Below are 22,912 nucleotides of genomic sequence, written 5' to 3' on the forward strand. Positions count from 1 at the left end.
CGTTCCCCAAATGCCAAAAGTTCTCGTTTCCGATAAGCTGAGCCCAACCGCCGTCCAGATCTTTAAGGACAACGGTGTTGAAGTTGACTACCTGCCAGACCTCGGCAAGGACAAGGAAAAGCTCCTTGAAGTCATCGGCAACTACGATGGCCTTGCCATCCGTTCGGCCACCAAGGTCACCGAAAAGATCATCGCTGCAGCAACCAATTTGAAGGTTGTTGGCCGCGCCGGTATCGGTGTCGACAACGTCGACATTCCGGCTGCGACCAAGAAGGGCATCATTGTGATGAACACCCCCTTCGGCAACTCGATCACCACGGCAGAACACGCCATTGCTATGATGATGGCTCTGGCCCGCCAGCTTCCAGAAGCGGACGCATCGACCCGCGCGTCGAAGTGGGAAAAGAACCGCTTCATGGGTGTTGAAGTCACCAACAAGACCCTCGGCCTCATTGGCGCGGGCAACATCGGCTCGATCGTGGCCGACCGCGCACAGGGTCTCAAGATGAAGGTCGTTGCTTTCGACCCATTCCTGACCCCAGAACGCGCACAGACCATGGGCGTTGAAAAGGTTGAGCTTGAAGACCTCCTCGCTCGTGCCGATTTCATCACCCTGCACACCCCGCTGATCGACGCGACCCGCAATATCCTCAATGCGGAAACCATCGCGAAGACCAAGAAGGGTGTTCGCATCATCAACTGCGCGCGCGGCGGTCTCATCGACGAAGCGGCCCTTTACGACGCTCTCAAGTCCGGCCACGTTGCTGGTGCCGCTCTCGACGTGTTCCTCGAAGAACCAGCCGAAAACAACCCGCTGTTCGAACTTCCAAACGTCATCTGCACGCCACACCTTGGCGCGTCGACCACCGAAGCTCAGGAAAACGTCGCCCTTCAGGTTGCTGAACAGATTTCGGCTTACCTGATGACCGGCGAAATCACCAATGCGCTGAACTTCCCATCGATCTCGGCAGAAGAAGCACCGCGCCTGACCCCATGGGTCAAGCTTGCTGAAACTCTGGGCGGCTTTGCTGGTCAGCTGACCGAAACCGCCATCAAGGGCATCCGTATTGAGTTCGAAGGCTCCGTCGCTCAGCTCAATACCAAGCCAATGATCGCCGCCGCCATCAACGGCGTTCTCAAGCCATCGCTTGGCGACATCAACATGGTCTCGGCTCCGCAAATTGCTAAGGATCGCGCTATCTTGGTGGAAACCACCAACCGCGACCAGCAGGGTTCTTATGAAGGCTACATCCGCCTGACAGTGATCACCGCTGAGCAGGAACGCGCCATCGCCGGCACCATCTTCGCCAACGGCAAGCCACGTGTCATTCAGGTCAAGAACATCAACATGGAAGCCGAGCTTTCCGACTCGATGCTCTATGTCACCAACGAAGACAAGCCAGGCCACATCGGTCGTCTGGGCACGCTCCTCGGCACGCTGGGCATCAACATCGCCAACTTCAATCTCGGCCGTGCCGACATTGGCGGCGACGCGATTGCTCTGGTCTCCATCGACGGCACACTGACCGAAGAACAGCTCGCTCAGATCGCCGCTTTGGAAGGCGTCAAGCAGGCCAAGGCCCTTCGCTTCTAATCAAGCCACATTCGACGATAACGAAACGGCGCTCTTCGGAGCGCCGTTTTTGTTTAGGCTCTGGTTTTGCGCGCAGCGACTTCAGCGAGGATAATCCCGCCGACAATAATGAGCGCAGCAATGACGTGGTAAAGCTGTAGCGCCTCACCCAAGAGAAGCAGCGAACCCAAAGCCCCAAAAACTGGAATGAGATTGTGGCTTGGCGCCGCGCGGTTTGCCCCGACCAGTTCCACCCCACGGGCATAGGCGACCTGTGAGAACATCGACGGGAAAATCGCCACGTAAGCGATCACCAGCCACACGGCGCCAGACATATCGGCAAGCTTGGCGACCTGCCCGAGACCTCCCCCGAAAAGCGCCAACATCACCACTCCGGTGATCGCCGCTCCCGTAAACGTCACAGCCATAAAGCTCATGATGTCCATCTTCGGCCGATATTTTAGCGCGAGGGTGTAGGCGGTGTAGGCGAGGCAAGCGAGGATCACAAAGCCGTCACCGGGGTTCACGTTCAACGTCAGCAAACGACTAATGTCGCCATGTGTGGCCGTATAGACGACGCCGAGAATGGCGAGAACCACACCCAATACCTGTAGGGGCCGGACACGCACCCGGAACACGAAGAAATTTGCCGCCAGAATGAGCATTGGCAGCGCTGCCTGGACAATCGCGGCATTCACCCCTGTCGTGGTTTGAAGACCCAAATACAGCAGCACGTTAAAGAGCGCGTAGCCCACAGCGCCAAAGGCCATGAGCACAGGCCAATACTTCCGCACAACCGACCAATCTCGTTTCAACGCCGTCCATGCAAACGGCAGAATGAACAAGGTCGCCAAAACACACCGACTCGCCAGCAGCAAAAATGGGTCGATTTCATCGGCTACCAATTTGGCTGCGACGACGTTTCCGCCCCAAAAAAGAGGAGCCAATACAAGCAGAAGATAGGGCTGATTGAGAATCTGGGACGATAAGGCGCTGTTTTGGTGTTCTTGCGGCTTTGTCATTGACGCCATGTGATGTAAGGACATTCCGACTTAGAGTTATCCGTCGGTATATGAACTGACAATATCGCGCGGATGGGTAAGTCCTGATCTGGTAGCTCGACACAGCAGCGTTGGGTTTTTGACGTGTCCGACACCCGGACGCGCATTCTAGAGGAAGACTGATTATGGCGAATGTGGTTGTCGTCGGCTCTCAGTGGGGCGACGAGGGCAAGGGCAAGATTGTGGACTGGCTAGCGGACCGCGCCGACGTTGTCGTGCGCTTCCACGGTGGTCACAACGCCGGCCACACGCTGGTCATCGACGGCGTCAGCTATAAGCTGGCTCTGCTGCCGTCTGGCCTCGTGCAGGGCAAGCTTTCGGTTATCGGCAACGGCGTCGTCGTCGACCCTCACCACTTTGTTCAGGAAATGAGCAAGCTGCGTGCCCAGGGCGTTAAAATCACCCCCGAAATCCTGCGTATCGCGGACAATGCTCCGCTGATCCTTTCGGTCCATCGTGAACTCGACGGCATCCGTGAAGACGCCAATTCCGGTCTCAAGATCGGCACGACCCGCCGTGGGATCGGCCCTGCTTATGAAGACAAGGTCGGCCGCCGCGCGATCCGCCTCATCGATCTGAGCGAGCCAGAAACTCTCATGCCAAAGATCGAGCGTCTGCTCGGTCACCACAACGTTCTGCGTCGCGGTCTCGGCCTCACCGAAATCAGTGCTGATGCAATCTACGAAGAATTGACCTCGGTCGCCGCAGAGATCCTGCCGTTCATGGATCGCGTCTGGGAAATCCTCGACACGAAGCGTCGCGCTGGCGCACGCATCCTTTTTGAAGGTGCACAAGGCGCTCTGCTCGACAATGACCACGGCACCTATCCGTTCGTGACCTCGTCGAACACTGTTGCTGGTCAGGCTGCTGCCGGTTCGGGCCTTGGCCCAACCGCTATCGACTACGTGCTTGGCATTACCAAGGCCTACACCACCCGCGTGGGTGAAGGTCCATTCCCCTGCGAACTCAACGACGACGTCGGCCATCACCTGGCCACCGTTGGTCGCGAAGTCGGCGTCAACACCGGCCGTCCACGTCGTTGCGGTTGGTTCGATGCGGTTCTCGTACGCCAGACCGTCAAGACGTCCGGCATCACCGGTATTGCCCTGACCAAGCTCGACGTTCTTGATGGCCTCAAGGAAATCAAGGTTTGCGTCGGCTACGAACTCGACGGCGAACGCATTGATTACTTGCCTGCCTCAATGGGAGCACAAGCGCGCGTTAAGCCGATCTACGAGACCCTCGAAGGTTGGACTGACACGACTGCAGGTGCGCGCAGCTGGGCAGAATTGCCAGCGCAGGCCGTCAAGTATGTTCGCTACATCGAAGAGCTCATTGGTGCACCGGTCGCTTTGTTGTCGACCAGCCCCGAACGTGCCGATACGATCCTTGTAGTAGACCCATTCCAAGACTAAGTTTTTTTGCTACAAGTCTTCGCAGCAATAGTGAGTACCAAGTAACCTATGGCGGATTACAAGGAGCTGCTCCGTCGAGCTATCTCGGCGCTTCCGGAGAACAATGGGGCTGCGCGACGCGCAGTCTATGAGAAGGCACGTTCAGCGCTCGTAGCTCAGCTACGGGCCATCGAGCCCCCATTGCCAGCAAGGGAAATCACCCAGCACCGACTGCAGTTGGAAGACTGCATTCGGCAGGTGGAACAGGAAGCGAGCGAGGCTGTCATCAGCCTTGGTCGCGATACTGTATTCTCTCGCCCGGTCCCACCGACGCCACGTCCAACTCCTGCCCCCGCCCCTGTGGCGCCGGCTCCCGAGCCGACGCCGCCAAAAACCGAATCAACGCCTCCACCAGCGCCCGAAAAGCTGCCGGAGCCTGAGCCGCAACCCGAGCCACAATTCGTACCGCGCCCGGTTGAAGCCTCTTCTTCAGCAGTGCCGGAAGCGCCTCCGGCTGCGCCTGCGCCGACTATCGTGAGCGAGCCTAATCCGCTTGCCCCTGCCCCCGCGCCCGTGGCTTCCATCGAAGAAATTATCGCTGAAGCGGCCAGCACCACTGGTGTTGCAGTCGTCCAAGATGCGCAGACCGATAAGGCCGACGCTCCAGTGGCCGCGCCAGCCTTCATTGCGCCAATTGAGCGTCCGCAGCCCAAGCCGTTCTTCTTTGCCCCCCGCAAATCTGCTGAGGACACCGCTCCGCCGGTTATGACCAGCACTGCGCTCGGTAATCAGCCAGAGACCGTTCCGGTCATCATCGAGCCGCCGCTCCCTGTTGAGCCAGCTCTGTCGAGCGTGAGCGAAGTCGAGCTTGAGGGCGACACCAAAGAAGCTGAAGGCGCTATCGAACGCGCCATCGAGACTTTGGATCGTGAAGCCCGTGGTGAGACCACCGAGCCGCTGCCGGATCGGGATGCGTCGCTCAAGGCCGCCATTGGCCACACAGAAGACGACCCTAATTTTGTACCCATCCGTACTGAGACGCACTCCGGCACTGGCCTGACAATTTTCTTGATTGTCTTTGCCATGTTGCTTGTTGGCGCTGGCGGCGCTGGTTTCTGGGCGTGGCGCGAAGGCTACGTCAATCTCGACCAGATGTTCGGCCGCACCGAAGTTGCTGCGGTTCAAACCCCTTCCCCGGAACCAACTCCGGGCCCAAGCCTCGATACCACCGTGTCTGACCCAGTGGTCAGCGAAGACGGTGCCAATACCGGTCCCGGGAACACTGCAACAACGGCTCCGTCTGAACCAACGAGCAGTCTCGAAGGCACAGCCGAAGATCGTCTGGCCGCCACCCCATCTGCGCCCACAGCGCTTCCTTCTCTCAACGGCGAAGGAAAAATCGAAGAGCGCCTGACCGGTCTCGACACCCAAATTTCGGGCACGAGCGACCCTTCAGCAACGGTTGATCCTTCGGTACTCGCTGGCAATCAGTCTCTCTTGCTTGAAGCTTCCGCCACTGGTCAATCCGGTGCAGTTCCCTATTCGGGATCGGTGGAATGGACCGAGAGCGTTGATGAACTTGGCATGCCTACTCTGGTCGGCACGGCCAGCATCCCGGCCCGAAACCTTGGTGTGAACCTGATCATCCGCCGCAACACAGATCCTGTGCTGCCAGCGAGTCACTTGATGGAAATCACCTTCAACGTCCCAGACACTTTTGCAGGTGGCAATATAGCGACCCTTGCAGCTGTCCTGCTCAAGGATAGTGAGCTCGTTCCGGGCACCGCTCTGGTCGGCGCTGGCGCACGCGTATTGGGGAACACATTCCTCTTTGCCCTCAGCGCCTCACCATCTGACGTTGAGTCCAATATCGATCTCCTCCAGAACCGTCGTTGGCTCGACCTTGCCATGGTCTATGGCTCAGGGCGCAATGCCATCCTGACACTGGAAAAAGACGACGAAGCGCAAGCGGTCTTTGATCGCGTCATGGCAGAATGGGCTGAATAAAATTGGAGCGCTAAATGCGCTCCAATTTCTTTTCAACGATCTGATAGTGGCGGCTTGCGAGCGCAGCGATATCATCGCTGTGATGGCTCACCAAAACAGTGTGCCAGCCGTGTTTCTTGGTCAAGGAAGCAACAAGGTCCCGGACGGACGCGCGCGTTGTATCGTCGAGCGCCGAAAACGGCTCATCGAGCAGAAGCACCGGCCGAGCGCGCAGAAGAGTCCGCGCGAGAGCAACGCGCTGCTTTTGCCCGCCTGACAGCGTCGATGTAATTTGCTCATCCATCCCACCAAGGCCAACCTCAGCCAAAGCCTGCGCCACCAGCTGAGTGCGCTCTGCCTTGTCGCGGCCTTTAGGAATGCCCAGAACAGCATTCTCCGCCGCGCTCAGGTGGTCAAAGAGATTATCCGCCTGCAACAGCAGGGATATTGGGCGCGTCTCGGGCGGCAGATGCAAAAGCGGTTCACCATAGACCGTGAGCGAGCCGTATACCGGGGTCAGAAATCCTGACAAGAGATCAAGCAGCGTCGATTTCCCCGACCCGCTTGCCCCCGAAACGGCCGTCACCTCCCCCGCTTCGGCCTCGAGCGAGAAGCGATAGGGCTCGGTCTGACCGGGATAGCTAAAAACCAGATCAGTGGCGATGAGCATGAGCGATTCTTTCCAAGGCGCGCGGAAGCACGATAAAGGCTAGGATTGTCCCAATGAGCAAGAGCGCAGCGATAGCTGCGGCATCATTGGACCGGTAAGCCCCAAGGGCACGGAACATCATTAGGGGCAGAGTTTCAAAGTCCTGCGTGCCAAACAGGGCGATAACGCCGAGGTCGCCCAGCGAAAAGCAGAAGGCGAGCGCGAGCATTAAGCCGATATCCCGACCTAAAAGGGGGTATTCGACCGCAGCAAACTGCCTCCACCCGCCCATTCCGAGCGACCGGATCAGCTTCCCACGATTGCGGACAATGCCGTCGAGTGGCGGCCCTAGTGTCGCCATGGCAAACGGCAGCGCCAAAAGACTGTTGGCGACGACGACAACGATGGGCGCCGCAAAATTGATACCCATCCCCAGCGTCCGCACGATCAAGAAGAACCCCAGCGATAGAACCACCGCAGGCACAGCCAGATAAGCATAGGCTGGTGCGCCCAAGATTGTCCGCCAAATCGGATTGGCGACGGCTGCACGCCCCAAAGCAATGATCAGAGCGAACACCAAGGTGAGCACGGCCGAGGCCGCACCAATAATGAGGCTGGTCGCACTCGCCTGCCAAAACTTTGGCTGTTCCAAAACGCGCGGCAATCCAGTCGCCAAACCGTCCCAAAGCACCGACATCAGCGGCAATGCAAAGCCGATGGCAGCGGTCAACAGTATGGCCCACTGCACCACCCTAACGCAGATACTATCCTGCCAGCGGGGCTGCGCGGACAGTCCCAGTGCTGCCGGGACTGGGGCAAATGCCGACGCGAGGAGGATGATCACCGCGCAAACACCAATCTGCGTCATCGCCAGCCATACCGCCCCAACCAGATCAAAATTCAGTCGCACCGCAGAATAGATCGCGACTTCCAACGTCTGATTGGCCGGTCCACCGCCGAGCAACAACACAATCGGAAAGCTGGTAAAGGCGAGCAAGAAAATGATCGCCCCCAAGCCCGGCAAACTCCCCTTGAGCGCTGGCCAGTCGATCAAACGAAACCGCGTCCAGGCCGAAAGACCCAAGGACTGCCCGACTTTAAGCCGTGTAGCAGGCACAGCATCGAGCCGCGCGAGCAGAATACGAGCGGCAAACGCGCCATCAAGAATGACATGGGCGAGCAAAATCCCCGAAAGCCCGTAGGCAGGACTATCAATCGTAAAACCGAAAAGGGATTGAAGCGTCTGGTTGATCCAGCCGTTCCGTCCCCAAATCGAGAGAATACCAAAGGCCACCACCATGCCGGGCGTCACAATGGCCGAGGCAAAAAGCGCCACAACGAGATTCCGCCCGACAAAGCGCAGGCGATTGAGCGACCAGGCCACAGCCACGCCGACGGTCAGCGACAGCACCGTTGTCAGACCGGCCTGCACGCTGGTCATCCGCACCAAATGCCAGATGTCGACACGGCTGGTGCCACCAGCATCATCGGCAGCAGCAGCAATGGCGAGCAGAACGGAAACGATCAGTCCCGCCACTGCCAACGCCAAGAGCGCTGCCCCCGCGATGCGATAAGGGCGAAAGGGAAGAGAATTCACCACCTAATCCTTAGCCAAAGCCCACGCAGGCGCTGCGCCCGCGCGGGTCCAAAGCACAATCGCTATTGCAATGCCCCGAGCATCTCATCGATCCACGCGGGCGAATTGGCGATCACCTCGGCTTCCGGCAGCGTCAGCGTCTTGGTTGGCTGCGGCAGGTCCTTAAAGGAGGCATCGAGCGCGTCACCCAAATCCACCACCGGGAACATCCAATTGGTCGTCGGGATCACAGCCTGCCCCTCCGGTGAGGTCAGATAGGCAAGGAACGACTTCGCCAAGTCCTGATGCGGCGACGATTTCAAAACGCCCGCAACTTCGATCTGCGGGAAGTGCCCTTCGTCAAACAAAGCCGCCTTGATGGTGTGATCACCTTCATCAAAGATATGGTAGGCGGGCGACGTGGTGTAGGAGAGCACCATGTCCGCTTCCCCATCGAGGAACAGCGCATAGGCTTCCGACCAGTCCCGCGTGATGGTCAAAATCTTGGGCTTCAGCCCCTGCCAGATCTCAGCCGCACGATCCCCATAAGCTGCCTTGACCCAAAGCATAACGCCCATGCCCGGCGTCGAAGATCGTGGATCCTGGATGACAATCTTGGTGTCATCGGGCAGTGCGATCATCTCCTCAAACGAGGCGGGAGGCGTTGTGGTTTTGTCGGTGTCGTACATAAACGCGAAGTGCGAATAGTCGAACGGCGCAAATTGCGCATCGACCCAAGGCTCTGGCGTATCGAGGCCGGACAGGTCGAGACCGTGGTCGGCAAACAAGCCCGTCGCCCGCGCTTCCCCGGCGATGGCTGTATCAAGCCCGAGGATAATATCGGCTTCTGTACTCGTCCCCTCAAGCTGCGCACGACGGAGCGCGCCAATCGAGCTATCGGCCGCGACAAAATCGATGGTGCAGCCGCAGGTCTTCTCGAAACCGTCTTTAAGAGGCACACCCGGGCCCCATTCACTGGCAAAACCGTCATAGGTATAAACGGTCAAAGAGGGCTTATCTTGAGCGATCACAGTGCCGGAAACTCCGGAAAGTAGGACCGCAAGCGCAATGGAGGTGAACTTGACCATATTGGTCATCCCTTCAATCAGTTGCGGCCATGTGTGAAGGGGTGTCAATGGTGAGGATGTCCGTAGAGGCACCCTTGCCATCTCGAACTTCCTCCGCCAGCATGACCTGGTTCAGGTTCAATGGGTAACTCTCAGCTCCGGCAGCAACCGGAACACCCCAGCGAGACGTCGTGGACCATATTGAGAGTGAGCCAAGAGTGCAATCCCCCGGTTTGACTGAAACGACCACCCCGCTTGTCTTCGATCAACCCATCGCAATAGTTGGTGGCGGCACCACTGATCCTGCTCTTCTGCGCGATCTTGCCAAGCGCGGCGTGCCATTGATTGGCGCCGACGGCGGCGCTGACATTATCGGCGCGGCCGGGATCATTCCCGACGCCATTATTGGTGATCTTGATTCTGTTTCCGACCGCGCGGCCTGGGAGCAAAAGACCCGCGTGATCCACATCCCTGAGCAGATCACCACCGATTTCCAAAAGACGCTGTATTCCACGCAAGCGCCCGTCACCCTGGCGCTGGGCATGACCGGCGGCCGCCTCGACCACACGCTCGCGGCCCTTAGCGCCGTGCTTCAAGTCGCGCGCAATCGCCATGTTCTCTTGGTCGACGAGGTCGACGTTGCCTTGGCCGTATCGGGCGCCTTCAACTTTACGGCAACGAAAGGCGAGCGCGTCTCCATCCACCCCCTGCTGCCCATCACCTTTACCCATTCCGATGGGCTGTTTTATCCGCTCAACGGCCTCACGCTGGAACCGACCGGGCTTCTCGGCACGTCCAATGCCGCCCTCGGCGGGCCGGTACAGATCGTTCCTGAAACGCTAACGCCGTGGCTCCTCCTCCTTCCGCGCGAGCGTCTTTGGGACTTGGTTGCCGCCTTCACAGCGTGTCACTAGGCCAAACATAACGGCGCACAAAAAAGCCGCCGAGATTGCTCTCGACGGCTCACATTTGCTTTTGGCTGGAAGTCTTACAGCCCTGCGTCATCGCTCCGGAACTGCAACGCCGCCAGATCGGCATAGCGCCCACCGGCCGCGACCAGCTCATCATGCGTACCCGCATCGACAACCTTGCCAGCTTCCATAACCAGAATGCGATCCGCATCCCGAATAGTGGCCAAGCGGTGCGCGATCACCAAGGTTGTGCGCCCGTTCATCAGATGCTCAAGAGCCATCTGCACGAAGCGCTCGCTTTGCGCGTCCAGCGCCGAGGTCGCCTCATCGAGAAGCAGAATCGGTGCGTCCTTCAAAATAGCGCGGGCTATCGCCAACCGCTGCTTCTGCCCGCCCGAGAGCATCACCCCGCGTTCGCCGACAATTGTCTGATAGCCCAGCGGCAGGTCGGCAACGAAGTCATCAACCAGAGCAGCCTTAGCCGCTTCAACGACATCAGCATCACTCGCCCCCGGCTTGCCGAAGCGGATATTGTCCGCAATCGTGCCCGCAAAAATGGTCGGCTCCTGCTCGACATAAGCGAAACGCTGACGCAGATCGGACGTCTTCACATCACGAATATCGACGCCATCGACGCTGATCGCGCCGCCGGTCACATCATAGAAACGCTGCAGCAAAGAGAGCGTTGTCGACTTGCCCGAGCCCGAAGGACCCACCAGCGCAACAGTCTGCCCCTTACCCACCTCAAAGCTAAGCTTGGAGATCACCGGCTCTTCAGAACCGTAGGTAAAGGTCACATTGTTGAAGGCCACAGTGCCCAGCGACGGCACAGGCAGGGCCTTAGGCGCGACTGGATCGATGATCTGCGGCTCAGTATCGAGAATTTCAATAATCCGCTCGGTCGACCCTGCAACGTTCTGCAGCGATCCCATCACCTCAGCGAAATTAGTCAAAGCCCCCGACGCCATCAAAGCATAAACGAGGAATTGCGCCAGCTGGCCTGCTGATACCGAACCTTCAAAGACCGAGCGCGCGCCCCACCACACAAGGCCAACAAGAGCCGCAGTGCCGAGGAAAATCACCATGCCGACGAGGAAAGCGCGGGCCCCAAGACGGCGCACTTCAGCGTCATAAGACTCTGCATTGCGAGCGCGATAAATCTTGTCCTGAATGCCTTCCTGCGTGAAAGCCTTCACGGTGCGGTTCGAGCCCAACATTTCGGTCGCCATTGCCGAAAGCTCAGCCATCGCATCCTGCGTTGTACGGCTCATTTTCCGCAGTCGCTTGGAGAAGGCCAAAACCGGCAGCACGATTGCGGGAATCGCCACAACGACAGCCACGGTCAGGACCGGGCTGGTCAGGATCATCATGATCAGCGCGCCGACAATCGTCACCATCGAACGCAGCGCCAGCGAGAAACTCGAGCCAATAGCGCCGCGAATAATTGACGTGTCGGTGTTGAGGCGGCTCGTGAGCTCACCCACACGATTGGTATCGAAATAGCGTGTTTCGAGCTTGAGCAGGTGGTTGAATAAGTCACCGCGCAGATCGGCGACCACGCGCTCACCAATAACGGAGATAAAATAGAAGCGCGCGCCGCTGGCAAAAGCCATAATCGCCGCGACCCCTAGGATCAGCCAGCCATAGCGCCCCACCATATCGAGGTTTTGAGCGATAAAGCCTTCATCAATGGCGCCACCCAACAGAGCGGGAATCGCCAGAGACGTCACTGCAGACGTAAGCAGAAACAGAACCGTCAGCAGAAGACGCAGCGGATAGCGCAGCAAAAAGGGCAAAAGCCGCTTGAGTGGCTGCAGACGCTTAGGTGCCGAGGTAACCTGGTCAGTAAGCTTCTGCGGATCGGTCTCAGCCGAGACGGCCTGATCTGTCATGGAAAGAATACGCCGTCTATATTGCGGAAGTATATCGTCCATATAGGCGCTGGCCGTTTCGCTCGCAACAACCACTTCTCAGCCCAATTGCCGCGCTTTTGACGCTGAGAACCGCCCTCCATGCCCTTGCAGAAGCTAAGTTCATGTTGTAGGAAGCGGCCCAAGAACCAATTCCTGCTCTCCGGGCGCTTCTGCGCCCGTTTGATTTGAGGCCAACATGAAGACCGATATCCACCCGGATTACCACACCATCAACGTCGTCATGACCGACGGCACGACCTACCAGACCCGCTCGACTTGGGGCAAGGATGGCGACACGATGCAGCTCGACATCGACCCGCTGTCCCATCCAGCTTGGACTGGTACTCAGGGCCAGCTGATGGACCGTGGTGGTCGCGTTTCCCGCTTTAAGGAACGCTTCAAGGGCCTGGGCATCTAAGCTCATTCCTACAGGAATTTTGAAAGCCCGGCCTCGTGTCGGGCTTTTGTTTATCTGGAGCTTGAAATTATGGGCTTTGCCATATTTTTCGGCGCGGCCGTTTTTGAGATTGCTGGCTGTTATCTCGTTTGGCAGGCGCTACGCACAGGCCAGCTCTGGCTCTGGGCCCCAGCTCTTGTCGCACTCGCGCTCTTTGCTTGGATATTGACGCTCACCGGCACAGCCAGCGCCGGTCGGGCCTTTGCGATCTATGGCGGAATCTACATCCTCGCCTCCCTCATCTTCATGGGAAGCGTCGAAGGCGTTCGCCTTGATCATTGGGACCTGCTGGGAGCCGGTCTCGCCCTTGCAGGCGCCGCCGTCATCTACTTTGCCCCAAGAGGCGCGTGACGGTTAGCGCTTAAAGGCGGACTGCAGGCGCGTCATCTGGTCGACAATCCCATTGCTGTGGATTTCGAGAGCGTCCGGCACTGCGCCCCGCTCCAGCAGGTCCAGCTGCATAACGCGATCAAACAGCCGATCACCCTTATCGATAAAGTCACGCAAGGCGCCTGGAAGGTCGTCATAGCCGGGGCCACCGCGCTCTGAAGGGGTCGCCGAAAACTTCACCTTCTCTTTTTCAGAGCGTGCGTTTTCTCGGCTAATTTCACCTTCGTTGACTGCGCGCTGGAGCAAGAGCCACGAGGCCAACTGCATCAAGCGCGTGGTCAGGCGCATCGATTCTGTGGCGTACATAAAGCTCGCTTCCCGTGACAGGATACGGCTTTCAATGCGCCCATCTGTGTCGAGATAGGCAGCAACCTGTTCGATCAGTGTCATCCCTTCACGATAGAGCACGTCAAATCCAGCGGACGCGACGATACGCGGGCCAATGGAAACGGCAGATCGATCATTAAGGGATTCGGACACGAGGACTCCTAAGCGCTGAGCACTTATTTAATGTCTCACGCGCGCATGTGTCATCACAAGCTGAACGATATGCTTAAAATCCGGTCGATAGCGTTAGGATTTTGGACGCCCGGCAGAAAAAAAGAGCCGTATGAAAACGGCTCTCGAAGTTAACAGGGAGGCGTCAAACAGAGAGAAAATTCGCTCTGCAGAATCCAGAAGAACTCTGAATAACCAGACCTTAACGAGCAAAGATTAATTGCCACTTAACAGGTTGAAATTGCTTAACCTTGCTCGTTGGTAAAGGGTTAAACTTGGCGTCATTGGCCGCCTAAACACCTGCTAAAAATCAAAATTTGAAGGCCGCTTCGGCAGCCGCGCGACTGTCCCCTTTGGCCAGGATTGCCGCTTTTAGCCGCCCGATCTCACCTTCGAGCAAACGAATGCGCTCCTCCAGTTCGCTCACAGAGAGGCTATCGAGCACCATTCCAAGCTCGTGTGTCTTGGCCTTCTTGGCAAATTCCTCATCCATCATGTCGACACCCTTTCGCCTTGCCTACCGAGCCTAACTCAGCCCATCGCGAGAGAAAACCGTTAACCCGCTTGCTCCCGCACGCACTGCGGTCGCTAACTCTATGCACAAGCGCCACTTTCACTCCCAAACGCCCGCACAACAGCTTCGACCAGAACCAGATCATTCCCGACAGAGTAGTTAAGGATTGCGGATTAGCGTCCTGCGCATTATATTGCGCTCCAGTTCCCCCTCAGATTTGTCCGTGAGGCGGAGCGGCCCGGAGGAATACCGGCCGCGCCAACAGGAGAAGTTTATCATGTCCCAGCCCCTTTTGATGCCGAAGGCAACTGCCGTCTGGCTCGTGGACAATACTGCTCTGTCGTTCGAACAGATCGCCGCTTTCTGCACGCTGCACCCGCTTGAAGTGCAAGGCATTGCCGATGGCGACGTCGCCGGCGGCATTATGGGCGTCAACCCAGTTCAGAATGGCCAGCTCGAGCGTTCGGAAATTGAAAAGGCTGAGGCCGATTCGAACTACCGTATGAAGGTAAGCGATCCAAAGGTTCGCGTTGCTGCACCAAAGCGTAAGGGTCCACGTTACACCCCGATCTCGCGTCGTAACGAACGCCCGAACGCCATCAAGTGGCTCGTGCGTAACCACCCTGAGCTCAAGGACGCGCAGATCATGCGTCTGGTTGGCACCACCAAGACCACAATTGAATCCGTTCGTGACAACAATCACTGGAACGCAGCGAACCTCACAGCGATGGACCCGGTTACTCTGGGTCTCTGCAGCCAGATCGATCTCGATATGGAAGTGAAGCGCGCCTCCAAGGATGCTCCAACCGAGCGTGAATACAGTGAAGGCACCACCCTTCTCACCGCTGAAGAAGCTCTTGCCCGTGCGCAGAGCCGCGCTCAAATCGGTACTATCGATCTGGGTCTGAGCTTTGGCGCTGAAGACATGGGCGGCGCACCCGCTCCAGTGGTCGAAGACGAAATCGACGCTGATTCTGTTTTCGCTAAGCTCAAGAGCCTCAAGTCGACAGCAGACGACGAAGAATAAGCTTTCAATCCCCGCTCCGGCGGGGATTTTTTTATCCTGCCTTTTCTCCTTCCCGCGCCCTATCGGTTCCCGAGATGATTGACCCCGTGTTCTTCGCTGTGGCGTCGCTCGCCATGCTCATCGTTGGCCTGTCAAAGGCTGGGCTTCTCGGTGGATTGGGCGTCATTGGGGTTCCCCTGCTTACCCTCTACATGCCTGCGCGAGACGCGGCGGGCATGATGTTGCCCATCCTCTTGTGCATGGATGCCGTTGCTGTCTGGATGTACCGAAAGGAGTTCAGCCGCGACCTCCTCAAAATCATGATACCAGGCGCCATGATCGGGACCCTGCTTGGCTGGGTGCTCTGGGCCTTCGTCAGTGATGCTGTGGTCATCCTCATCGTTGGTGTCGTAACGCTGCTCTTCGTCCTCGACGCTCTTTTGCCTCTGCGTAAAAAGCTTGAGGGCCTTCCGCCCTCGACCGGCTGGGGGCGTTTTTGGGGCGTGATCGCTGGCTTTACCAGCTTCATCTCCCACACGGGTGGCCCCCCTTTCCAAATCTACGCGTTGCCACAAAAGCTCACACCGGCGATTTACGCGGGCACCAGCGCGGTGTTCTTTGCCATCGTCAACACCTCCAAGCTGATCCCTTATTTCTTCCTCGGTCAGCTCAATGTGAGCAATCTGCAATTGGCGGCGCTCTTTGCCCCCATTGGCATGCTCGGCGTTCTCATCGGCGTCATTCTGGTGCGCAAGATTTCCGCAAAACTCTTCTACACCATCGCCTATTGGCTGGTGTTCCTGCTGTCCTTCAAACTCATCTGGGATGGTGTGACCGGCATTCTCGCAGGCAGTTAATCTGCATCAAAGCGGCTCTTGCTTGGCCTAATCGACTTCACACTTTGCGAGCCGCTGGCTAAGGTCCGCCGCAAAGAAAACGATCAGGAGTCGAATTCGACCATGAGCGCCGCCCCACAATCGAGCCACAACCAGTTTGGTACCCTTCCCGTCTGGGATCTCAATGATCTGTACCCCGGCAAGGACAGCCCAGAGTTCAAGACAGCGCTCGATCAATTGCGCACGCTTTCCGACGCATTCGAAGCCAAATACAAAGGTAAGCTGGTTGAGCTGACCAAGGCCGGCAAGCTCATTGAGGCCATCAAAGACAGCGAGACCCTGTCGGACATCGGCGGTCGCGTTGGCTCCTTCGCGTTTCTGCAATATGCGCAGAATACCGTTGATCAGGATCGCGCCAAGTTCATGGGCGACATCAACGAAGTTCTCACTCAGCTCTCCATCAAAACCCTCTTCTTCGAGCTCGAGCTGAACCGCATCGAAGACGCTGATCTCGACGCCGCCCTCGCGCAAAGCGAAGAGCTGGCACGCTACAAGGTCTGGTTCGCTGAACTGCGCAAAGCCAAGCCACACCAGCTCGATGACAAGCTCGAAGAGCTGTTCAACGAAAAGTCCGTCACCGGCTTTTCCGCATGGAATCGTCTCTATGACGAAACCCTCTCCAGCCTCGAATTCACCGTCGCTGGCGAAACGCTCGGCCTTGAAGCAACGCTAAACCTGCTGTCCGACAAAGACCCAGCCAAGCGCGAAGCAGGCTTTAAGGCACTGGCCGAGACCTTCAAAAAGAACACCCGTCTTTTCACCCACATCACCAATGTGCTGGCGAAAGATAAAGAAATCTCCGATCGCTGGCGCGGCTATGGCGACATTGCTGACAGCCGTCACATGTCCAATTCGGTCGAGCGCGAAGTCGTCGACGCGTTGCAAACCGCTGTTCAGGCCGCCTATCCGCGCCTGTCCCACCGCTACTACAAGCTCAAGGCCAAGTGGTTCGGTCAGGAAAAGCTCAACGCCTGGGATCGTAACGCGCCTCTACCAACCAGCGATGAACGCCTTTGGGACTGGGATAGCGCTGTCGACACCGTTCTAGACGCCTATGGCCGCTTCTCGCCAGAACTAGCCGAGTGGGCCAAGCCGTTCTTTAATTCGGGCTGGATTGATGCCCCTGCGGGCAATGGCAAGCGTTCGGGCGCCTTTGCGCACCCAACCGTGCCAAGCGCACATCCCTATTTGATGCTCAACTACCTCGGTCGCACCCGCGATATCATGACCTTGGCGCATGAGCTCGGTCATGGCGTTCACCAGCGCATGGCCGCCGCTCAGGGTCCGATCCTCGCAAACACCCCGCTCACGCTGGCGGAAACCGCCTCGGTCTTTGGCGAAATGCTCACCTTCCGTGCGCTTCTGGCCAAAACCACCGATCCGAAACAGCGTTTTGCGCTTTTGTCTTCCAAGGTCGAAGACATGCTCAACACCGTCGTGCGGCAAATCGCCTTCTACACCTTCGAGCGCAAGGTTCACACCGCCCGCCGTCAGGGCGAGCTGCGCACCGAAGAAATCAACGCTATGTGGCTTGAAGTCCAAGCGGAATCCCTAGGCGACGCCATCATTTCCAACGATGGCTACGAGGTGTTCTGGACCTATATCCCACATTTCATCCACTCCCCCTTCTATGTCTATGCCTATGCCTTCGGCGACTGTCTTGTGAACTCGCTTTACGCGCAGTATGAGAAGTCCAACGAAGGCTTTGCGGAGCGCTACTTTGAGCTCCTTAAGGCCGGGGGAAGTAAGCACCACTCCGAGCTGCTCGCGCCGTTTGGTCTGGATGCCAAAGATCCCCAGTTCTGGTCGCTCGGTCTCTCCATGATCGAAGGCCTGATCGACGAATTGGAGGCGACCTCGCCTTGAGGTCCTTTCATCTATAAGTTTGACGCTCCTAGTTTCAGAGGACACCATGGCCAGCAAGACCGCCGACCATCACCCAGCTCCTGCAAATGGAATGGACTACCCAGAACACAACCGCACCTACAGCGGTTTCATCACCGGCGTTAAGTGGAGCTGCTATGGCGGCGCTGCGCTGATGATCATTCTCTACTTCCTGATTATCCACTAATCAGACCAAAACTACGCAGGCGCATGAAAACGGCCTGCTTCGCGCAGGCGGGGCAGGAGGACCTTCATGAAGATTGCCGTATTGCGTGAACGTATCGGGGGGGAAAGCCGCGTTGCGGCAACCCCCGAGACCGTCAGCAAATTTATTGCCCTCGGGGCAGAAGTTGTTGTCGAACAAGGCGCGGGGGCCTTATCCCGCATCAGCGATGAACACTACGCCCAAGCGGGCGCGACCATCGCCAAAAGCACAAAGGACACCGTTAAGTCCGCCGATATTGTGCTCTGCGTCCGTCGCCCAGCGGCCGACGCCTTAGCTGGTACCAATCCCGGCGCACTGCTTATTGGTGCACTCGACCCCTACGGAAATGAAAAAGACGTTTCAGCGCTCGCCCGGTCCGGTGTGAGCGCTTTTGTTATGGAGTTCATGCCGCGCATTACCCGCGCTCAGGTCATGGATATCCTGTCCTCTCAGGCTAACCTTGCAGGCTATCAATCCGTTATCGAAGCGGCAGCCGTGTTTGAGCGTGCCTTCCCGATGATGATGACCGCCGCAGGCACCGTCCGCCCCGCCAAGGTCTTCGTCATGGGCGCAGGTGTTGCCGGTCTTCAAGCCATCGCCACCGCGCGTCGCTTAGGCGCTGTTGTGTCGGGCACTGACGTGCGCCCCGCCGCCAAAGAACAAGTCGAATCGCTCGGCGCAAAATTCATCGCTGTTGAGGATGACGAGTTCAAACAGGCTGAAACCGCTGGCGGTTATGCCAAGCAAATGAGCGCGGACTATCAAGCCAAACAGGCCGAGCTCACCGCCCAGCACATCGCCAAGCAAGACATTGTCATCACCACAGCGCTCATCCCAGGACGTCCGGCCCCACTGCTTATCACCAAAGCCATGGTCGAGAGCATGGCCCCCGGCTCTGTGATCGTTGACCTCGCCGCAGAACGCGGCGGCAATGTTGAGCTGACGCAGGCCGACAAGATTATCGAGCACAAGGGCGTCACCCTCGTTGGCTACACCAATATGCAGGGCCGTATCCCCACCACATCGAGCCAACTCTATGCGCGCAATCTGCTCGCCTTTATTGAGACGCTCGTCGACAAAAAGGAACAGCGGATCGCCATCAATTGGGATGACGAGCTGGTCAAGGCGACGTTGCTGGCCCGCGACGGCGCGATTGTTCATCCCAATTTCGCCGCCCCCGCCGAGCAGCCCCAGGGGTCCAAACCCAAAGCTGCAAAGGCAGCCCCGGCACCAGCCAAGCCTGCTGCTAAGCCCAAGGCAGCGAAAGTAGCAGCGCCCGCCACAACTCCTGAGCCGGTCAAGCCCAAGCGCGCCGCCAAAGCGGATGTGCCAGCCATGGCCGATACGCCCAAGAAAGCGAAGACTGGTGTGGAACAATCCATTCCGGCAGGGGCAGAACCAGCGCCCTCGCCGCGCAAAACCGCTGCCACCAAAAAAGCTGAGGCTGTCATTGCAGCCGCGGCAGCAGCCGCAAAGCCAGCGCCAAAACGCACCAGAAAGACCGCCACTGCGTCCAAGGGGGACAAGTAATGGACGTCTCTGCCATCGACCCGTTTACCTTCCGTCTGGCCATTTTCGTGCTGGCGATTTTTGTCGGCTACTTCGTCGTCTGGAGGGTGACGCCAGCCCTGCACACCCCGCTCATGAGCGTCACCAATGCCATCTCCTCAGTGATCGTGGTTGGCGCGCTCCTCGCCGTCGGGGTGCATTCCGTCAATGACGCCAGTTGGGCCAGCAAGGCCTTCGGTTTTATCGCGCTGATCTTTGCCAGCGTGAACATTTTCGGCGGCTTTCTGGTCACCCAGCGCATGCTGGCGATGTATAAGAAGAAGGGCTGATAGCGATGATCAACGCAAATATCGCTGCCATTCTCTACCTCGTCGCAGGCGTGCTCTTCATTCTCGCGCTGCGCGGGCTCTCTAGCCCTCGCTCGGCCCGTCAGGGCAATCTCTTCGGCATGGTAGGCATGGGCATTGCCATCGTCACCACTCTCGCCGTTGCCGCCCCCAGTGATTGGGTCAGCTGGCTCCTCATCATCGGCGGCCTCGCCATTGGTGGGGGCATAGGGGCTTACGTCGCCAAAGCGGTGAAGATGACCGACATGCCTCAGCTTGTCGCCGCCTTCCACTCGCTGGTCGGCCTTGCTGCGGTCTTTGTGGCCGCCGGCGCGCTTTACGCGCCGGAAGCCTTCAACATCGGCACAGCCGAACACATCCACATGCAGGCGCTCATCGAAATGTCGATTGGCACTGCCATTGGCGCTTTCACCTTCACCGGTTCGGTCATCGCCTTTGCCAAGCTCAACGGCAATATGAGCGGCAAGCCGATCATCCTGCCCTATCGCCACGCCATTCACATCGCCTTTGGCATCGCCATCGTCGCGCTGGTCTGGGTCTTCTCCACCAATGGCGATCCGTGGCTCTTCTGGGGCATCACCATTTTGGCGCTCATCCTCGGTGGCTTGATGATCATCCCCATCGGCGGCGCGGACATGCCGGTGGTGGTATCCATGCTCAACTCCTATTCGGGTTGGGCCGCAGCAGGCATCGGCTTTACCCTCGGCAACACCGCCCTCATCATCACGGGCGCGCTTGTCGGCTCCTCGGGCGCGATCCTCTCCTACATTATGTGCAAGGCGATGAACCGCAGCTTCATCTCCGTCATCCTAGGCGGTTTTGGTGGGGACACTGCGGCATCGGGTACGGGCGCGGAAGATGATCGTCCCGTAAAACAAGGTGCGGCCGACGATGCCGCCTTCCTTATGAAAAACGCGGGCAAGGTTATCATCGTCCCCGGCTACGGCATGGCCGTCGCGCAGGCCCAACACGCGCTGCGTGAAATGGCCGACCAACTCAAGGCTGCAGGGGTTGAGGTCAAATACGCCATTCATCCTGTGGCAGGTCGTATGCCGGGCCACATGAACGTGCTGCTCGCCGAAGCCAATGTGCCTTACGACGAAGTGTTCGAGCTTGAAGACATCAACTCAGAGTTCGCGCAATCCGACGTTGCCTTCGTCATTGGCGCCAACGACGTCACCAATCCAGCGGCCAAGACCGACAAAACATCGCCGATCTATGGCATGCCGGTTTTGAATGTTGAGGACGCAGGCACAGTGCTGTTCATCAAGCGCGGCATGGCAGCGGGCTATGCTGGCGTTCAGAACGAATTGTTCTTCCGTGACAACACCATGATGTTGTTTGGCGACGCCAAAAAAGTCACCGAGGACATCGTCAAAGCGCTCGGTCACTAGCAAAAATCAAAGGCCCGCTTCGGCGGGCCTTTTCTTTGATCAATAATGCGGCGGCGGACGTTCAGTGGATGGGTCTGCGATAAAGCTGCCCGAACGCACTTGCTCCTCCAGCATGCCGAGTTTTTTGCGCATCAAATCGATCACGCGCCACTGCTCGGTAATTGTTGCGTTCAGCTCTTCGATCGTCTGGTCCTGATAGGCGATCCGCATTTCGAGCGCGTCGATCCGCTCATTGGTATCCATGCTGTTCACCTTCATACCTCATGTCTCCGCCCGACATAGGCTGAGCCACAGCCGTTCACAAGAGATCACGTTAAAGAGCGCAAGTTTACCTATACGGAACCTAGCAACGCCAATCGCTGTTGATACCCGAACCTTCTGGAGCGGTTGCGATGGCTATCTCCCAAGCCTTTGACAAAGTACAGAGCCTGCACCTGACCCCCGCGCAGTGGTTGCGCACCTTTGTATCCGTCCTCTTCCCGCTCGGGGTCTTTGGCTTGGTCAATTTTTTGGCCGACCCACTGGGCATGCAGCCGCTCTTCTTTTCACCCTTCGGAATGCCGGGCTGGATCGGAGCCATTTTCCATCTCAGCCAGCTCGCCTGCCTTGGCGCAGCCTATGCGGCGATCACACGCGCGGGCAGCTCGCACTCTGCCGGGTTCTGGGTCATGCTCACCACCGCAGGCTTCATCGCCCTCCCCTTTGCCACGTCCGCGCTCGATCCGTTTCAACTCACACTGGCTGGCACGAGCCTGTTCCTGCTCACCGTCGGCACGCTTTTGCGCGTAGCTCCGCACTCGCAGGGCGCGGTCTGGTTCATGACGCCGGCCCTCGTGATGGTCGGGCTGGCGACGGTCATGGGCCTGCTGCTCGCAGCCTCATACCTTCCACCCTTCGCGCCGATCTATGTGCAGACCCACTCTGCCGCGGTCTGACAGTTACTCAGAAGTTCCCTCTTGCAAGAGCTCATATGAAGGCTCATTTGAAACGCTCAAACGCAAGAGGAGCCACCATGGCTAAACAACTCAAAATAGACGTCTTCACTGATGTGGTCTGCCCATGGTGCTTGGTCGGCTCTCTGCGTCTCGACTCAGCCCTTGCAGCGCTTCCAGACGACGTTGAAGTTATCGTCGAAAATCACCCGTTTTACCTCGATCCTACCGTGCCGCCCGAAGGTGTGGACGTGGGCAAAATGCTCGCCGAAAAATACGGCAAGGATCCCAAGGAAATGTGGGAGCGGGTCGAGAGTGAAGCGAAAAAAGCCGGCGTCGATCTCGATTTGAGCAAGCAACCGCGCATGTTCAACACGGCCAAGGCGCACACCATCACGCGTCTGTCCAAGCCCAATGGCAATCAGCACGAGCTGGCCAATGCCATAGCTGACGCTTATTTCCTCGAACACCGTCAGATCAATGACGACAATGTCCTAGCCGATATTGCTGTCGAATTTGGCTGGGATCGCGGCGATGTCCTCGACGCCATCAATGACGAGAACGAGCTCGCCATCACCGCTCAACTGGCCACCAGCGCTGCTGAGCAGGGCATTCGCGGCGTGCCATTCTTTGTCTTTGGTGAAAAATACGCGCTCTCCGGCGCACAACCTGCAGAAGTCTTCGCTCAGGCGCTCGAAAAAACCATTTCGGAACTCTGATCGTATTATAGACCAGAGCAGCTCAGCCAAG

Annotated in this window: 22 protein-coding genes, 1 pseudogene and 1 riboswitch; of the genes and pseudogenes, 15 read left to right on the top strand and 8 right to left on the bottom strand. The window is 58.0% G+C overall.

The annotated features are described in order from the left end of the window. The first annotated feature begins 10 nt into the window (after window positions 1-10). Window positions 11-1,594, top strand: a complete 1,584-nt coding sequence (serA, locus tag H4N61_RS14625) for a phosphoglycerate dehydrogenase (RefSeq protein WP_182394354.1) — start codon at window positions 11-13, stop codon at window positions 1,592-1,594. Between the two features lie 53 nt (window positions 1,595-1,647). Here serA and H4N61_RS14630 read toward each other — a convergent pair whose 3' ends face one another. Then, a complete protein-coding gene (locus H4N61_RS14630; protein ID WP_169195340.1) occupies window positions 1,648-2,595 on the bottom strand; it encodes a DMT family transporter in 948 nt (315 codons plus the stop codon). Between the two features lie 164 nt (window positions 2,596-2,759). Here H4N61_RS14630 and H4N61_RS14635 point away from each other — a divergent pair, with 164 nt between their 5' ends. Both H4N61_RS14635 and H4N61_RS14640 read left to right on the top strand, forming a co-directional pair. Beyond that, window positions 2,760-4,049: an adenylosuccinate synthase gene (locus H4N61_RS14635; protein WP_169195339.1), complete on the top strand. Its 1,290-nt coding sequence runs from the start codon at window positions 2,760-2,762 to the stop codon at window positions 4,047-4,049. Window positions 4,050-4,097: 48 nt separating this feature from the next. Then, on the top strand, window positions 4,098-6,035 hold the full coding sequence (locus H4N61_RS14640) for a hypothetical protein (RefSeq protein ID WP_182394355.1): 1,938 nt from the start codon (window positions 4,098-4,100) through the stop codon (window positions 6,033-6,035). A gap of 10 nt (window positions 6,036-6,045) precedes the next feature. On the opposite strand, the gene H4N61_RS14645 is transcribed toward H4N61_RS14640, so the two are convergent. From H4N61_RS14645 to thiB, 3 genes are all read right to left on the bottom strand, one after another. Continuing rightward, window positions 6,046-6,684, bottom strand: coding sequence for an ATP-binding cassette domain-containing protein (locus H4N61_RS14645; protein WP_169195337.1), 639 nt, complete (start codon window positions 6,682-6,684; stop codon window positions 6,046-6,048). Further along, entirely contained in the window at window positions 6,668-8,260 is a 1,593-nt protein-coding gene (locus H4N61_RS14650) for a hypothetical protein (RefSeq protein ID WP_182394356.1), read from the bottom strand. The genes H4N61_RS14645 and H4N61_RS14650 overlap by 17 nt, the downstream gene beginning before the upstream one ends. A gap of 62 nt (window positions 8,261-8,322) precedes the next feature. Beyond that, the gene (gene thiB, locus H4N61_RS14655; RefSeq protein WP_169195335.1) at window positions 8,323-9,327 is read right to left on the bottom strand and encodes a thiamine ABC transporter substrate binding subunit; all 1,005 of its coding nucleotides are present in this window, start codon (window positions 9,325-9,327) and stop codon (window positions 8,323-8,325) included. 69 nt (window positions 9,328-9,396) lie between these two features. Further along, a riboswitch (TPP riboswitch) is annotated at window positions 9,397-9,497 on the bottom strand. A 42-nt stretch (window positions 9,498-9,539) separates the two neighbouring features. Here thiB and H4N61_RS14660 point away from each other — a divergent pair. Beyond that, complete coding sequence (locus H4N61_RS14660; protein WP_169195334.1) at window positions 9,540-10,220, top strand: thiamine diphosphokinase; 681 nt, start codon at window positions 9,540-9,542, stop codon at window positions 10,218-10,220. Between the two features lie 74 nt (window positions 10,221-10,294). On the opposite strand, the gene H4N61_RS14665 is transcribed toward H4N61_RS14660, so the two are convergent. Then, window positions 10,295-12,109, bottom strand: coding sequence for an ABC transporter transmembrane domain-containing protein (locus H4N61_RS14665; RefSeq protein ID WP_182394357.1), 1,815 nt, complete (start codon window positions 12,107-12,109; stop codon window positions 10,295-10,297). Window positions 12,110-12,326: 217 nt separating this feature from the next. Here H4N61_RS14665 and rpmE point away from each other — a divergent pair, with 217 nt between their 5' ends. Beyond that, window positions 12,327-12,548, top strand: a complete 222-nt coding sequence (gene rpmE / locus H4N61_RS14670; RefSeq protein WP_169195332.1) for a 50S ribosomal protein L31 — start codon at window positions 12,327-12,329, stop codon at window positions 12,546-12,548. A gap of 66 nt (window positions 12,549-12,614) precedes the next feature. Beyond that, on the top strand, window positions 12,615-12,938 hold the full coding sequence (locus tag H4N61_RS14675) for a hypothetical protein (RefSeq protein ID WP_199368595.1): 324 nt from the start codon (window positions 12,615-12,617) through the stop codon (window positions 12,936-12,938). Window positions 12,939-12,941: 3 nt separating this feature from the next. Here H4N61_RS14675 and H4N61_RS14680 read toward each other — a convergent pair whose 3' ends face one another. Continuing rightward, on the bottom strand, window positions 12,942-13,457 hold the full coding sequence (locus H4N61_RS14680) for a DUF1465 family protein (protein WP_248306526.1): 516 nt from the start codon (window positions 13,455-13,457) through the stop codon (window positions 12,942-12,944). A gap of 328 nt (window positions 13,458-13,785) precedes the next feature. Beyond that, window positions 13,786-13,971, bottom strand: coding sequence for a DUF1192 domain-containing protein (locus H4N61_RS14685; protein ID WP_169195330.1), 186 nt, complete (start codon window positions 13,969-13,971; stop codon window positions 13,786-13,788). A 295-nt stretch (window positions 13,972-14,266) separates the two neighbouring features. On the opposite strand from H4N61_RS14685, the gene H4N61_RS14690 reads away from it, so the two are divergent. The 7 genes and pseudogenes from H4N61_RS14690 (at window position 14,267) to H4N61_RS14720 (ending at window position 21,230) form a co-directional block, all read left to right on the top strand. Continuing rightward, window positions 14,267-15,016 carry a cell cycle transcriptional regulator TrcR gene (locus H4N61_RS14690; protein WP_169195329.1) on the top strand — a complete coding sequence of 250 codons (750 nt, stop codon included), beginning with the start codon at window positions 14,267-14,269 and terminating at the stop codon, window positions 15,014-15,016. A 74-nt stretch (window positions 15,017-15,090) separates the two neighbouring features. Then, window positions 15,091-15,852 carry a sulfite exporter TauE/SafE family protein gene (locus H4N61_RS14695; protein ID WP_182394359.1) on the top strand — a complete coding sequence of 254 codons (762 nt, stop codon included), beginning with the start codon at window positions 15,091-15,093 and terminating at the stop codon, window positions 15,850-15,852. A 102-nt stretch (window positions 15,853-15,954) separates the two neighbouring features. Then, on the top strand, window positions 15,955-17,757 hold the full coding sequence (locus H4N61_RS14700) for a M3 family oligoendopeptidase (RefSeq protein ID WP_182394360.1): 1,803 nt from the start codon (window positions 15,955-15,957) through the stop codon (window positions 17,755-17,757). Between the two features lie 46 nt (window positions 17,758-17,803). Further along, window positions 17,804-17,962 carry an aa3-type cytochrome c oxidase subunit IV gene (locus H4N61_RS14705; protein ID WP_169195326.1) on the top strand — a complete coding sequence of 53 codons (159 nt, stop codon included), beginning with the start codon at window positions 17,804-17,806 and terminating at the stop codon, window positions 17,960-17,962. A 66-nt stretch (window positions 17,963-18,028) separates the two neighbouring features. Then, window positions 18,029-19,231 (top strand): annotated as a pseudogene (locus H4N61_RS14710) (Re/Si-specific NAD(P)(+) transhydrogenase subunit alpha); the annotation flags it as partial. 278 nt (window positions 19,232-19,509) lie between these two features. Further along, the gene (locus H4N61_RS14715; protein WP_182394362.1) at window positions 19,510-19,818 is read left to right on the top strand and encodes a proton-translocating transhydrogenase family protein; all 309 of its coding nucleotides are present in this window, start codon (window positions 19,510-19,512) and stop codon (window positions 19,816-19,818) included. An 8-nt stretch (window positions 19,819-19,826) separates the two neighbouring features. Next, window positions 19,827-21,230, top strand: coding sequence for an NAD(P)(+) transhydrogenase (Re/Si-specific) subunit beta (locus tag H4N61_RS14720; RefSeq protein ID WP_182396041.1), 1,404 nt, complete (start codon window positions 19,827-19,829; stop codon window positions 21,228-21,230). Between the two features lie 39 nt (window positions 21,231-21,269). Here H4N61_RS14720 and H4N61_RS14725 read toward each other — a convergent pair whose 3' ends face one another. After that, entirely contained in the window at window positions 21,270-21,488 is a 219-nt protein-coding gene (locus H4N61_RS14725) for a SlyX family protein (RefSeq protein ID WP_248305978.1), read from the bottom strand. Window positions 21,489-21,622: 134 nt separating this feature from the next. Here H4N61_RS14725 and H4N61_RS14730 point away from each other — a divergent pair, with 134 nt between their 5' ends. Continuing rightward, the gene (locus H4N61_RS14730) at window positions 21,623-22,165 is read left to right on the top strand and encodes a hypothetical protein (protein WP_169195323.1); all 543 of its coding nucleotides are present in this window, start codon (window positions 21,623-21,625) and stop codon (window positions 22,163-22,165) included. A 77-nt stretch (window positions 22,166-22,242) separates the two neighbouring features. Then, window positions 22,243-22,881 carry a DsbA family oxidoreductase gene (locus tag H4N61_RS14735; protein WP_169195322.1) on the top strand — a complete coding sequence of 213 codons (639 nt, stop codon included), beginning with the start codon at window positions 22,243-22,245 and terminating at the stop codon, window positions 22,879-22,881. Window positions 22,882-22,912 lie beyond the last annotated feature (31 nt).

The sequence above is a fragment of the Devosia sp. MC521 genome (assembly GCF_014127105.1).
GTDB lineage: Bacteria > Pseudomonadota > Alphaproteobacteria > Rhizobiales > Devosiaceae > Devosia.